General features: G+C 63.9%; 13 protein-coding genes and 1 tRNA gene. 4 read left to right on the top strand and 10 right to left on the bottom strand.

The window, feature by feature from the left end; all coding sequences use genetic code 11:
• The first annotated feature begins 33 nt into the window (after window positions 1–33).
• Window positions 34–109: transfer RNA gene (locus EI545_RS11490), tRNA-Thr, on the top strand.
• 129 nt (window positions 110–238) lie between these two features.
• Here the strand turns inward: EI545_RS11490 and EI545_RS11485 are convergent.
• A complete protein-coding gene (locus EI545_RS11485; protein WP_125325604.1) occupies window positions 239–895 on the bottom strand; it encodes an HAD family hydrolase in 657 nt (218 codons plus the stop codon).
• A 64-nt stretch (window positions 896–959) separates the two neighbouring features.
• On the opposite strand from EI545_RS11485, the gene EI545_RS11480 reads away from it, so the two are divergent.
• Window positions 960–1,751, top strand: coding sequence for an inositol monophosphatase family protein (locus EI545_RS11480; protein WP_125325603.1), 792 nt, complete (start codon window positions 960–962; stop codon window positions 1,749–1,751).
• On the opposite strand, the gene EI545_RS11475 is transcribed toward EI545_RS11480, so the two are convergent.
• From EI545_RS11475 to EI545_RS11465, 3 genes are read right to left on the bottom strand one after another with little or no spacing between them, the layout of a single operon-like run.
• Window positions 1,739–2,818 carry an ABC transporter ATP-binding protein gene (locus EI545_RS11475; RefSeq protein ID WP_125325602.1) on the bottom strand — a complete coding sequence of 360 codons (1,080 nt, stop codon included), beginning with the start codon at window positions 2,816–2,818 and terminating at the stop codon, window positions 1,739–1,741. The two genes, EI545_RS11480 and EI545_RS11475, sit on opposite strands and share 13 nt — an antisense overlap.
• A 17-nt stretch (window positions 2,819–2,835) precedes the next feature.
• Window positions 2,836–5,046, bottom strand: a complete 2,211-nt coding sequence (locus EI545_RS11470) for an ABC transporter permease (protein ID WP_125325601.1) — start codon at window positions 5,044–5,046, stop codon at window positions 2,836–2,838.
• Window positions 5,047–5,052: 6 nt separating this feature from the next.
• The gene (locus EI545_RS11465) at window positions 5,053–6,075 is read right to left on the bottom strand and encodes an ABC transporter substrate-binding protein (RefSeq protein ID WP_125325600.1); all 1,023 of its coding nucleotides are present in this window, start codon (window positions 6,073–6,075) and stop codon (window positions 5,053–5,055) included.
• Window positions 6,076–6,335: 260 nt separating this feature from the next.
• On the opposite strand from EI545_RS11465, the gene EI545_RS11460 reads away from it, so the two are divergent.
• Entirely contained in the window at window positions 6,336–6,794 is a 459-nt protein-coding gene (locus EI545_RS11460) for an acyl-CoA thioesterase (protein WP_125325599.1), read from the top strand.
• Here EI545_RS11460 and EI545_RS11455 read toward each other — a convergent pair.
• From EI545_RS11455 to EI545_RS11430, 6 genes are all read right to left on the bottom strand, one after another.
• Entirely contained in the window at window positions 6,779–7,579 is an 801-nt protein-coding gene (locus EI545_RS11455; RefSeq protein WP_125325598.1) for an ATP-binding cassette domain-containing protein, read from the bottom strand. The genes EI545_RS11460 and EI545_RS11455 overlap by 16 nt on opposite strands.
• On the bottom strand, window positions 7,572–8,441 hold the full coding sequence (locus EI545_RS11450; RefSeq protein ID WP_125325597.1) for an ABC transporter ATP-binding protein: 870 nt from the start codon (window positions 8,439–8,441) through the stop codon (window positions 7,572–7,574). Before EI545_RS11450 ends, EI545_RS11455 begins: the two co-directional genes overlap by 8 nt.
• A complete protein-coding gene (locus EI545_RS11445) occupies window positions 8,438–9,304 on the bottom strand; it encodes an ABC transporter permease (RefSeq protein WP_125325596.1) in 867 nt (288 codons plus the stop codon). The genes EI545_RS11450 and EI545_RS11445 overlap by 4 nt, the downstream gene beginning before the upstream one ends.
• Complete coding sequence (locus EI545_RS11440; protein ID WP_125325595.1) at window positions 9,297–10,307, bottom strand: ABC transporter permease; 1,011 nt, start codon at window positions 10,305–10,307, stop codon at window positions 9,297–9,299. Before EI545_RS11440 ends, EI545_RS11445 begins: the two co-directional genes overlap by 8 nt.
• A gap of 98 nt (window positions 10,308–10,405) precedes the next feature.
• The gene (locus EI545_RS11435; RefSeq protein ID WP_125325594.1) at window positions 10,406–11,929 is read right to left on the bottom strand and encodes an ABC transporter substrate-binding protein; all 1,524 of its coding nucleotides are present in this window, start codon (window positions 11,927–11,929) and stop codon (window positions 10,406–10,408) included.
• Window positions 11,930–11,962: 33 nt separating this feature from the next.
• Window positions 11,963–13,534, bottom strand: coding sequence for a phytoene desaturase family protein (locus tag EI545_RS11430; protein ID WP_245989966.1), 1,572 nt, complete (start codon window positions 13,532–13,534; stop codon window positions 11,963–11,965).
• 127 nt (window positions 13,535–13,661) lie between these two features.
• Between EI545_RS11430 and EI545_RS11425 the strand changes: the two genes are divergently transcribed.
• Window positions 13,662–14,453 (top strand): cyclase family protein, encoded by a 792-nt coding sequence (locus tag EI545_RS11425; RefSeq protein ID WP_125325593.1) that lies wholly within the window; start codon window positions 13,662–13,664, stop codon window positions 14,451–14,453.
• Window position 14,454: the final 1 nt, after the last annotated feature.

Here is a 14,454-nt window from a genome sequence, read left to right as displayed (position 1 = left end):
TTTTGGCGGTGCTAAGAGCCGCCAGATAAGGACGCCGCTGTAGCTCAGCTGGTAGAGCACGTCATTCGTAATGATGGGGTCGGGGGTTCGAGTCCCTTCAGCGGCACCACTACCATCACAGAAAACCTTGCGACCGGAATGGGTTGCAAGGTTTCTTGATTTTCAGGCCCCCCTCTGACCGGGCTGGAGGGTGAGCGTCCGGACATTCTTGGCAGGCCGCCGCGCTGTGCCGGGCAAGTTAGCCATCCCTGAAGAGCCGATCGAATTCACTGTAGCCAGGGACCTGAAATCTGCAAATTTCTGCGAATGCAGGTTTGAGGCTTTCCGGACCGATTCCGATGACTGTCAGACCTGCGGCATGGGCAGATATGGCACCGGGAAGCGCGTCTTCCACGGCAAAAGCTGCGTCGGGACCAAGGTTCAGTTGCCGCAAGGTTTCAATATAGGGCAACGGGTCGGGCTTGCCGCGCGGCAGGTCGGCGCCCGAGACCATGACCGGTATGCTTGCGGACAGGCCCAGCTGATCCAGCGCCGCGATGATGTGCCGTCGGGGAGAGGACGAACAGACCGCAACCGTCAAACCCGCAGCGACAAGCCGCTGCACGGCCTTGGCGGCACCCGGTACAGGCTGCCGCATCAGCGGCAGAAGGATGTCAGCCTCGGCACCGATCTGCTGTGCAAGGTTGGAACGGTGGCTGTCCGTCAGGTCGGGGCCCATGACCGCGGTCAGAAAGCCACGCAGACCGCGTCCGACAAAGGCGTCATAGACGGATTGCGGGATGTCGATGCCCAGCCGGGCCAGAACACGGCGCTTGGCCTCTTCCCAGGCGGGTTCGGACAGGACGAGGGTTCCATCCAGATCGAAGATCGCTGCGCGGTAGTCGGATAGCTGCATCCGGTCAATTCCCCTTGCTGGACTGGGGTGCTAGGGTCTGGCCGAACCGCATGAAGGACGCCAGATGACCGACCTTGCCGCCCGCTACGCCGCCGCCCGCCGCATCGCTGCCGACGTTGGCGGGATGGCGCTGGACTATTTCCGGAAATGGGACGAGCTGACCATCGACGTGAAGGGGCATCAGGATTTCGTATCCGAGGCCGACAAGAATGTCGAACTGGCTGTCCGTGCCGCCCTGGCGCAGGCCTTCCCCGAGGACGGGATCGTCGGCGAAGAGGGTGCGCCAACCCCAGGGACAAGCGGCTTTACCTGGGTGATCGACCCGATTGACGGCACGACGAACTTTATCAACGGCATCCCGCAGTGGTGCGTGATCATTGCCTGCGTCCATCAGGGGCAAACGGTGATTGGCGTGGTCCATGACCCGGTGCATGACGAATTGCACCATGCAATGGCGGGGGGCGGGGCGTTCTGCAATGACCGGCCGATCCGCTGTTCGGCCAAGACCAGCTTGCGCGAGGGGTCGCTGGGTGTGGGCTTTTCGGGGCGCACGCGGATCGAGGGGATCAAGCGGCTGATCAACCTGTCCTGCGATGCGGGCACGGTGTTCTGGCGCAACGGGTCGGGCGGGCTGTCGCTGGCCTATGTGGCGACGGGGCGCATCCTTGGCTATGTCGAGGAACACATGAACGCCTGGGATTTTCTGGCCGGTCATCTGATCGTCGCCGAGGCCGGGGGTCGGGTCGAGCCGGTGGACGCCGATGACGCCATTGCCAACGGCGGGCGCGTTGTCGTCTCGGGGGCGGGCGTGTTCGACGCGGTGATGGGCCTTGCCAAGGCGGCCTACGACGCCTGAGCGGGGATCAGCACCGGGCCGGAGGCGGCAAAGGAAATTGTGACCGCATCGCCGACCGTGAAGGGGGTGGCCACGTCATCAAGGACGGCAAAGACGGTGCCGAAAGCGGCGGTCACGGTGTATTCCATCCGACTGCCGACATAGGTGGCCTTGTCGATCACCGCCGCCACCCCGTCACCCTGCCCTGCGACCAGCCGCATCCGGGACGGCCGGACGGCCAGTTTCGCCGGACCTTGGGGCAGCCCGCGCGATGGCAGGCGGTGGGTGTAGTCGGCGATCCGTACGGTCGCCATATCGCCGTCCAGCGCTGTAATCTCCACCGGGATCAGGTTCGCCTCGCCGATGAAGTCGGCAACGAAGGCGTCGGCCGGGGCTTCGTAGAGTTCACGCGGGGTGCCCTTCTGTGCAATGGCGGCGTTGCGCATCACCACAATCTCATCCGACACGGCCAGGGCTTCTTCCTGATCGTGGGTCACATAGACGACGGTGAGGCCAAGGGTCTGCTGGATTTCGCGAATCTCCTCGCGCACCTGGCGGCGCAGTTTGGCGTCTAGGTTCGACAGGGGTTCGTCGAACAGCAGGACCTGCGGTTCCAGCACCAGCGCCCGCGCGACGGCCACACGCTGCTGCTGGCCGCCAGACAGCTCTGACGGGAGGCGGGCGCCATAGCCCGTCAACCCGACCAGCCCCAAACCGGCCAGCGCCTTTTCCTTTGTCTCCGCCTTGTCGAAGCCGGAAAACTTCAGGCCATAGCTGACATTCTCCATCACCGTCATATGCGGGAAAAGGGCGTAGCTTTGAAACACCATCGACACATCTCGGTCGGTGGCGGGCAGCTTCGTCACGTCCTTGTCGCCGATGAAGATGCGCCCCCGCGTGGCCATCTCCAGCCCCGCGATCATCCGCAGCGTCGTGGTTTTGCCGCAGCCTGAAGGGCCAAGCAGGGTGACCAGCGTGCCCGCCTTGACCTCAAGGTTGATGTTGTCCACCGCCGTGACCTTGGTGCCATAGACCTTGGACACGTTTTCAAACCGGACCGAGGCGGCCTTGGCGTTGATCCCCGTCATGTGCAGACCCCGTTCATTCAGTGTCCCTCGGCATGGCTTGTGCGCCTGCCGATCTGCGTGCGCCCGACCAGCAGTTGCAGGAGGCCCACGGCGGCCAGCATCACGAAGATGAGTGCCGTGGAATAGGCGATGGCCAGCCCGTAGTCGTTATTCTCCACCCGCCCGATGATATAGCTGGTGGACATGTCGTAGCGCGCCGAGACGAGGAAGATCACCGCCGAAATCGCCGTCATCGCCCGGACGAAGCTGTAGACCAGCGCCGCAAGGATCGCCGGGCGCAGCAAGGGCAGGATCACCGCGCGGAACGTCTGCCACGAATTCGCCCCGAGCGTCAGGCTGCTTTCGTCAAGCGACTTGTCCAGCTGGCTCATCGAGGCGATGCCCGCCCGCACCCCGACGGGCATGTTGCGGAAGATGAAGCTGATCACAAGGATCAGGCCAGTGCCGGTGATTTCGATCGGGGGGACGTTGAAGGCGAGGATATAGGCGACCCCGATCACCGTGCCGGGGATGGCAAAGGACAGCATCGTCCCGAACTCGAACGCGCGTTTGCCGGCGAAGGTCTGCCGGGTCAACAGATAGGCGGTGATCAGGCCAATCGCGGCGGTGAGGGGTGCGGCCAGCGTGGCGATGATCATGGTGGTCCAGAAACTGTCCCACGCCGAGCCGGTCCAACGCAGGCCCCCGTCACCCCAGTCGATGCGGAAGGCGGTGATGTAATGCTTGAAGGTCAGCGTGTCATCGACGCCCCAAAGCTGCACGACAGACCCGTAAAGGATCATCCCGTAAACGACGATGGTGAAGGCCGACCACAGCGCCACTACGGCATAGACCGGGATCGCAAGGCCGCCGGGCATTGGCGGATGCACCCCCGCGTCACCCTTGCCGGTGACCGTGGTATAGCTTTTGCGCCCCAGCCAGAAGCGTTGCAGATAGAACGCCCCCAGCGTAAACCCCAGAAGGACCACCGCAAGAATGGCCGCGCGGCTTTGGTCATATTGCGCGCCGACGATGGCAAAGAAGATTTCGGTCGACAGCACGTCGAAGTTGCCACCCAGCACCAAGGGGTTGCCGAAATCGGCCATGCTTTCGATGAAGCCCAGAAGGAAGGCATTCGCCAAGCCCGGGCGCATCAGGGGCCAGCTGACGGTGCGGAACGTCTGCCAGCGGTTCGCGCGCAGGGTTTGCGCCGCCTCTTCCATGCTGGGGCTGACGCCTTCGACCACGCCGATCAGCACCAGAAAGGCGATGGGGGTAAAGGCCAGCAGTTGCGCAATCAGGATGCCGGGAAGGCCATAGATCCAGCGCGTCGCCTCAACCCCGAAAAGCGAGGCGAGGCTGGTCGTGACGGTTCCAGAAAGCCCAAAGAGCAGGATGATCGCCAGCCCGATCACGAAGGGCGGCGTGATGATCGGCAGCACGGTCAACGCCCGCAAGAGGCGCTTGTAGCGGAAGCCGGAGCGCGTCAGGACCAGCGCGAAGGCAAGGCCCAGAAGCGTGGTCAGCACGCCCACCAACACCGCAAGCACGAGCGAATTCCACGCCACCCCGCAGCGCCCGCCTGACAGGCAGCCAAGGCCCCAGATCCGGCTGTCGAAGAACTTGGGGAAGAAACCGACGACCGAATAGCCGCCATCCTCGGTGGCGAAGGCGGCCAGCAGCATCTTGGCGATGGGGAAGAAGACAAAGATCGTGACAACCGCAATGACACCGCCGATGGCCGAGGTGACGAACACATCGCCGTTGATCGCCCCGCGTGCGGCAATGCCTTGCGTGAACAGGAACAGGAAGGCCGAGGCGGTGACCATCGCGCCGTAGCCCATGCCGAACTGGCGGTCGTCCAGCGGACCGAACAGCGCGGTCAGCCAGTCTGCGGTAAACCCGCGCAGGCCGATGCCAAGGCCCTGCGCCACCAGCCAGCCAAAGCCGAACGCCCCCGACAGCACGAGAACCCGGGCATAAAGCGGGTCAGTCTTGCGCCGCCCCAGCACCAGCAGCGGCGCGGCCAGCGCCAGCAGCATCGGCGCCAGCCACAGCTTTTGCCCCATGCCGATCAGCACTGCGGCCGGGGCGTAGTCATCATCCAGCGGCCAGCCGTCGACCAGCCATTCGAACGACCAGAATCCTTCCACCCCATACCAGGGCAGAACGGCAAAGCCGATCCACCCGGCAATGATCCAGAAGATCAGAACCGGATGGGTCGTCTGTTCAAGGCTGACTGTGCGCAAAAGGGCTTACTGCGGCAGGGTCGAGACTTCGGTATCCCACTTGGACAGCAGGCGCTTGCGTTCGTCGCTGGAGCCATACTTCTTGAAGTCGTAGTCAATCAGCTTCAGCGTTGCGAGGTCGGGAGCCTTGTCCGATTTCGCGGCGTTGACGTTCGACATCACCTGGAACGCATTGACCTGCAGGGCGAGATCCTGGGCCTCCTTGGTCAGCGCCCAGTCGTAGAAGGCCTTCGCCTCGTCCATGTTGCGCGCGCCCTTGATGATCGACATCGATCCGATCTCATAGCCCGTTCCCTCACACGGGGCGACGGTCACGACGGGGAAGCCCGCCACGGTGGTGGCCACGGCGTCATGCATGAAGACGATGCCGATCAGCGTTTCCCCTTGCCCTGCGGCCTTGATCGGGGCCGAGCCGGATTTGGTGTACTGGTTGATATTGGCATGCAGCCGCTTCATGTAGTCAAAGCCGCCATCTTCGCCGAACATCTGCACCATCGACGCCAGCGTGGTATAGGCGGTGCCCGAGGAGTTCGGGTTCGCCATCTGCACCATGCCCTTGTATTCCGGCTTGGTCAGGTCTTCCCAGCAGGCAGGGGCGGGCAGGCCCGCCTTTTCCAGCATCTCCGAGTTGTAGCCAAAGCCAAGCGCGCCGGAATAGATGCCGATGGTCTTGTCGCCGGCACTTTCCGCCTGCGCGATGGCCCAAGGATGCAGCTGATCGCGCATCGGGCTGACGTAAGGTTCGGTCAGGTCTTCTTCGGCCGCCTGCAGGTGCGGGTCACCGGTGCCACCCCACCAGACATCGCCCTTGGGGTTGCTGGCTTCGGCCTGCACTTGGGCATAGGTTTCGCCCGAGGACTTCCGCGTCATCGCCACGTCGATGCCGGTGGCTTCCTCAAAGCTTTTCTCCATGATCTGGCACCACTCTTCCTGCGCGGAGCAGTACAGGTTCAGGTCCGCAAGGGCAGCCGTGGCTGACAGAGACGTAGTCCCGCACAAGATGGCGGCGGACAAGGCGTGTCTTTTCATGGTGTTCCTCCCAGAACGTAAAGGTCATCGGGCTCTTGCTGGCGCCGTTCATCGGGAAAGCCTACGCCATGACGGGATGCCCGGACAATTCAATTGTGAACTTTTTGTAACAGAACGGTTGCAGTGCGATAACGGCGGTGGCCCGTTTGCCGACAAAGGTTGTCTATTCCGGCCCCTGTTGCACCCGGCACGGAGCAGAGGTCCCACTTGACCTTGCGCCAAATCCGGCAAGGCTTGGGCAACCATGGGCGGAGGACAGGATGACCGTTTGCTTCACGACCGACAGGATGCTGCATTTCGGCGATTGCGACATTTCCGGCACGGCCTATTACCCGGCCTATCTGAACATCCTGAACGGGGTGGTCGAAGAGTTCTGGTCCCACATCGGCTGGCCTTGGCATGAGATCATCTGGAAGGAACGCTGGGGCACGCCCACCGTGCATCTGTCCTGCGATTTTTCGAAACCGTCGTTCTTTGGCGACAAGCTGACGTTCCGGCTGACGGTGACCAAGGTCGGGAAATCCTCGGTCGGGTTGCAGCACACCATTCATTGCGGCGATGAACACCGCTGGTCGGTGACACAGGTGCTGGCGGCAAGCTGGCTGGACAAACACACCTCGATGCCTTGGCCGCCCGAGGTGAAGGCCAAGCTGGAAAGCCTGATGGCCCCTGACGTGCCGGAGCGACGGCCGGTTGGCGGCCCTCAGACCCAGATCTGATCGGGGTCAGGCAGCGGGATCGCCTCCAACAGCTCGCGCGTGTAGGCGGCTTGCGGATCGGCGAAAAGCTGGGCGGTGGGGCGGTCTTCGACGATCCGGCCCTGATGCAGAACGATGGTCCGCTGGCACAGTCGGCGGATCACCGACAGGTCATGGCTGATGAAGGCCAGCGTCAGGCCAAGGTCGGCGACCAGCCGCTCCAGCAGGTTCAGCACCTGCGCTTGCGATGACACATCCAGCCCCGACACGATCTCATCCGCGAGAATGAAGTCCGGCTCCAGCGCGATGGCGCGGGCGATGCCGACCCGCTGGCGCTGGCCGCCTGACAGTTCGTGCGGATAGCGGCTGGCAAAGCCCTGCGGCAGGCCGACGTGATCCAGTGCCCGGGCGATGCGGCTTTGGATGGCGTCCATCCCGTGCAGGCGCAGGGGCTCTGCGATGATGGTGCCAACCCGGTGGCGCGGGTTGAGCGAGGACATCGGGTCCTGAAAGATCATCTGGAACCGCCGCCGGAGCGGGCGAAGGGCCGGTTCGGACAGGCCGGTGATGTCATGGCCGTCAAAACGGATCGACCCGCCCGAGGGTTCAAGCAGCCGCACCAAAGCGCGCCCCAAAGTGGATTTGCCAGACCCTGATCCGCCCACAATGCCCACCACAGCCCCTTTGGGAATCGTGAATGTCAGGCCCTTCAGGATTTCGATCCGCGGGGCAGCGCCGAACAGCGGCTTTGCCGTCATGTCGGCCAGCGTCAGGTGCAGATCGGTGACTGTGTAAAGGTCAGCCATGCGCCACCCCCCGGTCAAAGTCATCCACCTCGGCCCGGACGGCATCAATGACGGCATCCGGCACCGGGTGCAGCCCGGCATCGGGATCGGTATACTTCGGCGTCGCGGCCAGAAGCGCGGCGGAATAGGGGTGGCGGGGGGCAGCGAAGAAACTGGCCACTGTGCTGTCTTCCACCACCAGCCCGGAATACAGGACCGACAGGCGCTGGCAGACCTTGGACACTACGCCAAGGTCATGGGTAACGAACAAGAGCGCCGTACCATGGCGGGCCTGCATCCCGGCTATCAGCCGCAGGATTTGCTTTTGCACGGTCACATCCAGCGCCGTGGTCGGTTCATCCGCGACGATCAGCTTCGGCTCAGCAGCAAAGGCCGATGCGATCAGGATGCGCTGGCGCATGCCGCCCGACAGTTCATGCGGATAAGACCGCAGCACGCGCGCGGGGTCGCTGATCTGAACCTCGGCCAGCAATTCCAGCGCCCGGGCCTCGGCGGCAGGACGGGTCCAGCCAAGGATATCGACGAGCCGGTCGGTGATCTGCGGCCCGATCCGGTGGCTGGGGTTCAGCGCGGTCAGTGGGTCCTGCGGGATCAGCGCGCAACTGGCCCCGATGCGGCGACGGCTTTCCTTTGGCGGCAGGCGCAAAAGATCCGTCCCATCAAGGAAAATCTCGCCTTCGGTGATCTGGACGGACGGCGGCAGGATGCCCAGCACCGCCTTGCCGATCATCGACTTGCCAGCACCGCTTTCGCCGACCAGCCCGCGCACTTCGCCCGCTGACACCTCCAGCGACACGCGGCGGAGCAAGGGCGGGCCGTTCTTCAGCCGGACCGACAGGTTGCGGATCGACAGATAGCTCATCGCAGCACCGGATCGAAGCGGTCCTTCAACCCCTCGCCCAGCTGGCTGAAGGCAAGGACGGTCAGGAACAGCACGATCAGCGGAAAGACCAGAACCCACCAAGCCTGATGGATCGAAGTGCGGCCTTCGCTGATCATCCCGCCCCAGGTGGGATCATCGGTGGAGATGGAGAGGTTCACGAAACTCAGGATCGCCTCGACGATGACGGCAATCCCCATCTCCAACGTCAGCAGGACTACGATTGTGGGCAGCACGTTCGGCAGGATTTCCCGAACCATCGTCCCCAGCCGCCCACGCCCCGCCACCCGGGCCGAGGCGACATAGTCCATCGCGCCCTGTGCCATCGCCTCGGCCCGCACCACGCGGGCAAAGCGGGTCCAGTCAATCACGACGATGGCGATGATGATCGAGGTCAGGCTGGGGCCAAGCACGGCGATCAGAAGGATGGCAAACAGAACCGGCGGAAAGGCCATCCAGATGTCGATCAGGCGCGAGATGACCATATCCACCCAGCCGCGCAGAAAGCCCGCCAGCAGCCCCAGCGTCGCCCCGATCAGGCAGGTGATGGACCCGGCCACCAGCGCCACAAGCAGGGCCACCCGCGCGCCATGCAGAATGCGGCTTAGAACATCGCGGCCAAGGCTGTCGGTGCCAAGCCAGTAGCCCGGCTCTGCCCCCGCCACCCAGAACGGTGGCAGGCGGCCCAGGAACAGGTCTTGCGTCAGGGGGTCGTGCGGCGCGATCCAGGGTGCGAGCAGAGCTCCTAGCGCCAGCAGGCCCAGCCACAGCGCCGACAGCCACAACCGCACCCCGGCCCGGCGTTTGACCAGAAAGCGCCCATCCAACCCCTTGACGTCAGCCATGCCGCAGCCTCGGGTTCAGGACGGCATACAGCAGATCGACGATCAGGTTGACGGCAGTGAAGATCACCGCGAACAGGATCACGATCCCTTGGATCAGCGGCAGATCGCGGTTGATCACCGCATCAATCGCCATGTTCCCAAGGCCCTCATAGGAAAACAGCCGTTCAATGATCACCGTGCCACCGATCAGAAAGGTGAATTGCACCCCGACCAGCGTCAGGGTCGGCAGAACCGCATTGCGCAGCGCCTGATGCAGGATCACCTGCGTCTCGCCATAGCCCTTGGTGCGGGCAAGGGTGACGTAATCGAGGTTCATCGTCTCCTTCAGGCTTTGCTTCAAAAGCTGACCGATGATCGCCGCCAGCGGGATCGCCAGCGCCAGCGCAGGCATGAACATATGCGCCACCAGATCGGCCCAAAGGTCGAACCGCAAGCGGATCAGGCTTTCGAAAAGGTAGAAGTTGGTGTTGAAGGGCAGTTCCAGCGACGGCGTCACTCGGCCCGAGATGTGGAAGATCGGCAGCAGCACCCCGAAGACCAGCATCAGGACCAGCCCCCACAGAAAATCCGGCACAGACAGCGCCATGCCATTGGCCACGTCGATCGCGCCTTCCGTTCTTGTGCCGCGCCCGCGTGTGCCGATCAGCGCTGCCACCCCGCCCATCAGAACCGCCATCACGAGGGCCATGATCGCCAGCTCCAGCGTCGCCGGAAGCCGCCCCAGCACCAGATCCAGCACGGGCTGGCGCGTGGTGATCGAGGTGCCGAAATCCCCCTGCAGCACCCCGCCCAGCCAGATGCCGAACTGGGTGACGATGGGCTTGTCCAGCCCGTAAAGTGCCGACAGCCGCGCGATATCCGCCTCGGTTGCGCCGGGCGGCAGCATCATGGCGATGGGATTGCCCGGTACGACCCGGATCACGAAGAACACGATCACCGCCACCCCCGCCAGTGTGACGAGGGTGGTCAGTAGCCGCAGAAGAAGAATTCGGATGATCTGCACGCTGGACGGCCCCTGACGGGCCTCCTTTCATACTTGGAAAAATATCCCACGGGGGGTCCGGGGGGTGTGAAACCCCCGGCCTTTCCGCAGAACCGACCTCAGGCGCGCTTCATCAGATGCGGCAGCAGCGAACCCGAGGCGTGCGGCGTCACCACCACTCCCGGCGCATGCAGGATCGGCTGGACGTATTGCAAGAGCGGGATCACCAGCGCGTTTTCGGCGATGTACTTGTCCACCGCCTTCCAGCCGTCGATCCGCTTGGCTTCATCCGCCTCGCCCCACAGGGGGCCGATCTGTCCGATCAGATCCTCGCCGTCCCAGACGCTGTGCGGCGACGGTCCGAACATCGCAAAGCCGGTCGACGTGGTTGGATCGCCGACCGAGTTGCCCCAGTTGTAGAAGGCGGCCGGGGCCAGTTGATCCGCCGCGCGCAGTTCGTAGTGCTTGGCGATTTCGTAGACCTCGATCTCGGCCTCGATCCCCACCTTGCGCCACAGGCCGACGATGGCCTGCACCATCTCGTAATCCTTGGGCTTGAAGCCCTTGGTGGTCTGGATCTTGAACTTGACCGGGTTGTCCGGCCCGTAGCCGCTGGCCGCCAGAAGCTCCATCGCCTTGGCCTCGTCATAGGCCACAGTGATGCTGGCGTCATAGGCGTCGTATTCCGGGGTCTGCAGTGTATCGATCTTGACGCCATAGCCTGACAGCAGCCGGTCGATGATCGCCTGCTTGTCGATGGCATGGGCGGCGGCCATCCGCACGTTCGGGTCGGTCATCACCTCGATATCGTTGAGGAAGATCATCCCGATGTCCGAGATCGGTGCCGCGACACCCGCCAGCGGTCCACCCTTCAGGCGGTCGTATTCCTCATACGGCATCTCCAGCGTGACGTGGGAGTTGCCGCTCTCCACCTCGGCCACCCGGGCGGCGGCGTCGGGGACGAACTTGATCGTCACGGTGTCGAAATCGGGCTTGCCGCCCCAGTAGTTGGCATTGGCCTTAAGCCGGACGAAAGCGTTGCGTTCGAACTTCTCGACCATATAGGGGCCGGTCCCGATGGGGGCTGCCTCGAACCCTTCTGCGCCCACCTTTTCGTAGTAAGCCTTCGGCAGGACGTAACCGGTCAGGAAATACATCCACTTGAAGATCGTCGGGTCAAACTGCGCCACATCGGCGATGACCTTGTTACCCTCGACCCGGTGATTGGTCAGCGTGCCCCAGACGAACTGGATCGGGCTGCCAGTTTCCGGGTTCGCCACGCGGGCAAGGTTCCAGGCCACATCCTCGGCAGTGAAGGGGCTGCCGTCGTGCCATGTCACGCCCTCACGCACGGTCATCCAGACCTGGGTGCGGTCGTCGTTCCAGCCCCATTCGGTCAGAAGGCCGGGGGCGGGGGTCAAGTCGGGCTGTTGCAGGATGTATTGGTCGAACACCGACTGATAGAGGCCTTGAATCGTCGGGTTCACCGCGCTGGGGCCTACGGTCGGGTCCCATGAGGGCAGGTTGACGTTATAGGCGATCACCAGTTCGTCGATGGCCTGCGCGAAAGTCGGCAGACCGAGGGTGCCCGCCGCCATGGTAGCGGCGGACAGCTTCAAAAGGCTTCGGCGGTTGAGGTTCATGGTCATTTTCCCTGTTGGTTTCTTTGTTTTGGTTCAGTTTCCGGCAAGTTTCCGGGCCAGAAGATAGCCCGGTCCTGCCCCAGTGCCCGCGCCGGGCCAGACGGCGGCCCCGGTCAGGTGGAGCCCGGCAATCGGCGTGCTGCCGTCGGCATGGCCCCGCACAGGGCGGAACAGGAAGTGCTGCGACAGATGGTGGCTGCCGCAGACCTGATCGCCGCCGACGAGGTTGGGGTTGTCCGCCTCCAGCTCTGGAGGGGTCACGATCCGGCGGGCGAGGATTTTCGCCCGGGTTCCCGGGGCATGGGCCTCAAGGATGCTCAGCGCGCGGTCGGCAAAGGGTTCAGCCGCCGCGGCCCAATCAGTCGCGGTGATTTCGCCTTTGGCATCGCCCGTGATCGTGCCGGGGGCCATGCGGACCTGCACCCAGAGCACATGCTTGCCGTCGGGAGCGCGGGAGGGGTCATAGACGGTGGGTTGACCGAGTACAAGGATCGGCTCGTCCGGCAAAAGCCCCGCATTGGCCTGTTGGTAGGTCCGCGCCATCTGGTCAAGACTGGGGGAGGTGTGGACATAGGCGTAGCTTTGCAAGGCTGCGCCCGCGCGCCAGTCGGGCAGACCGTCCAGCGCCAGGTGGATCATCATCGTCCCGGGCGCGTGACGGAACTGGTTCATGGACGTGTCGAAGGCCGGGGTCGTGCCGCCTGTCAGTCGCGGCAGCGCGCGGGGTGCCACCCCGGCAATCACGGCACGCCGCGCGGTGATGCTGCGTCCATCCGCAAGGTCGACCCCTGTGGCGCGACCGCCCTGATGCAGGATGCGCGCCACGGATGCCCCGGTTTCCACCACACCGCCCCGCGCCGTGATCGATGCGACCAGCGCCCGTGTCACCGTATCGGCCCCGCCTTGGCCGATCACCATGCCGAAGGCTTGGCCCGCCATCCCTTCCAGATAGGGAAACATGGCCCCACCGGCGACATCGGGGGCGAAATCCAGATGCATGCCCCATGCCCCCAGCATCGCGCGGACGTGCGGGTGGGCAAAGGTTTCCTCCAGCCATGCACGGGGGGAGGACAACAGGAACCGCCCCATATCGAGCGTGCCGCCTACCCCCTTGGCCCGAAGTGTTTTGAGCATGAAATATGCAAGCGCACGAAACCCCATGGCTGAGCCAAGAAGCCCGAACAGATGCGGAGCCTCGGCCCCAAAGCGGCTGCACAGGGATTCCCACGTTGCGGCATCAGGTGGCGACAGCGCGCGGATCGCGGCCAAAGTCTCGGCCATATCGGTCGAGACGCCTGCCCAGGTTCCATCCGGGAAGGACGAGGCGAAGGGGCGGTTCACCGGCACGAAGGCGCAGCCGTGCCGGGTCAGTTCTGCACCATAAGTCTTGAAAAACGGGCTTCCGGCGAACAGCGACAGGTTCATCGCCGCCCAGTCATGCCGATAGCCGGGCAGGGTGTAGTCGCCGGTCTTGACCGCGCCACCCGCCACGGCCGCCTGTTCGAACACCCCGACCCGCCAGCCCTTTGCCGCAAGATGCAGGGCAGCGGCCAGCGTGTTGTGGCCCGCCCCGATCAGGACTGCATCGAAATCCAAGCCCATCATGTCTCCGACAATCTGTCGCCGTGATATTTGCAAATGCATTTAAATCTGTCTAGCTTGATTCCATGATGACCGGATGAACCGGCGCGTGGATCAATGCCGGGTGGGACCGGCCAAAAGGGAGATGGGAATGACCTCTGCAAATGTGTTGAGCTCACTGGCGGGCATGCTCGCTTCGGGCGGGATCGAGGTGGTGGATTGCTCGGGCGTGCTTGGCCCGGAAACGCCGCTTCTGAAGCTGCCCCCGGATTTCGCCAAGGACACCCCGCCGATCAAGATCCACCGGATCAGCGAATACGACAAGGACGGTCCGTTCTGGGCCTGGAACTGGCTGGAGCTTGGTGAACATTCGGGCACCCATTTCGACGCGCCGCATCACTGGATCACCGGCAAGGATTACGCCGACGGCTACACCGACACGCTGGATGTGCAGCGGCTGGTGGCCCCGGTCAACGTGCTGGACTTCAGCGCCGAATGTTCGGCGAACCCGGATTTCCTTTTGACCATCGACCATGTGAAGGCTTGGGAGGCCAAGCACGGCGCGATCAATTCGGGGGAATGGGTCGTCCTGCGGTCTGATTGGGACAGCCGCGCGCATGACGAGGCCGCCTTCCTGAACGCAGACGAGACCGGGCCGCACACCCCGGGCCCGACCGCCGAAGTGATCCAGTACCTGCTGGACAAGGGGATTGTCGGCTGGGGCAGCCAGTGCATCGGCACCGATGCAGGGCAGGCAGGCGGGATGACGCCACCCTTCCCGGCACATAACCTTTTGCACAAGAACAATTGCTTTGGCCTCGCCTCGCTGGCCAACCTGTCGAAGCTGCCGGCCAAGGGGGCGATCCTGATCGCGGCGCCCCTGAAGATCAGCCGCGGCACGGGTTCGCCCATCCGGGCGCTGGCGCTGGTGCCGAAGGGCTAAG

The sequence above is a fragment of the Tabrizicola piscis genome, assembly GCF_003940805.1.
Classification (GTDB): domain Bacteria; phylum Pseudomonadota; class Alphaproteobacteria; order Rhodobacterales; family Rhodobacteraceae; genus Tabrizicola; species Tabrizicola piscis.
The sequence above is the reverse complement of the archived record's forward strand: the minus strand, read 5'-3'. Positions and strand labels throughout refer to the sequence as shown.

Excerpts from the sequence above, each read along its gene's own strand:
- EI545_RS11480 (WP_125325603.1), top strand. The coding sequence starts at position 960 with ATGACCGACCTTGCCGCCCGCTACGCCGCCGCCCGCCGCATCGCTGCC.
- EI545_RS11445 (WP_125325596.1), bottom strand. The coding sequence starts at position 9,304 with ATGGCTGACGTCAAGGGGTTGGATGGGCGCTTTCTGGTCAAACGCCGG.
- EI545_RS11455 (WP_125325598.1), bottom strand. The coding sequence starts at position 7,579 with ATGGCTGACCTTTACACAGTCACCGATCTGCACCTGACGCTGGCCGAC.
- EI545_RS11475 (WP_125325602.1), bottom strand. The coding sequence starts at position 2,818 with ATGACGGGGATCAACGCCAAGGCCGCCTCGGTCCGGTTTGAAAACGTG.
- EI545_RS11450 (WP_125325597.1), bottom strand. The coding sequence starts at position 8,441 with ATGAGCTATCTGTCGATCCGCAACCTGTCGGTCCGGCTGAAGAACGGC.
- EI545_RS11425 (WP_125325593.1), top strand. The coding sequence starts at position 13,662 with ATGACCTCTGCAAATGTGTTGAGCTCACTGGCGGGCATGCTCGCTTCG.
- EI545_RS11430 (WP_245989966.1), bottom strand. The coding sequence starts at position 13,534 with ATGATGGGCTTGGATTTCGATGCAGTCCTGATCGGGGCGGGCCACAAC.
- EI545_RS11435 (WP_125325594.1), bottom strand. The coding sequence starts at position 11,929 with ATGAACCTCAACCGCCGAAGCCTTTTGAAGCTGTCCGCCGCTACCATG.
- EI545_RS11460 (WP_125325599.1), top strand. The coding sequence starts at position 6,336 with ATGACCGTTTGCTTCACGACCGACAGGATGCTGCATTTCGGCGATTGC.
- EI545_RS11465 (WP_125325600.1), bottom strand. The coding sequence starts at position 6,075 with ATGAAAAGACACGCCTTGTCCGCCGCCATCTTGTGCGGGACTACGTCT.
- EI545_RS11485 (WP_125325604.1), bottom strand. The coding sequence starts at position 895 with ATGCAGCTATCCGACTACCGCGCAGCGATCTTCGATCTGGATGGAACC.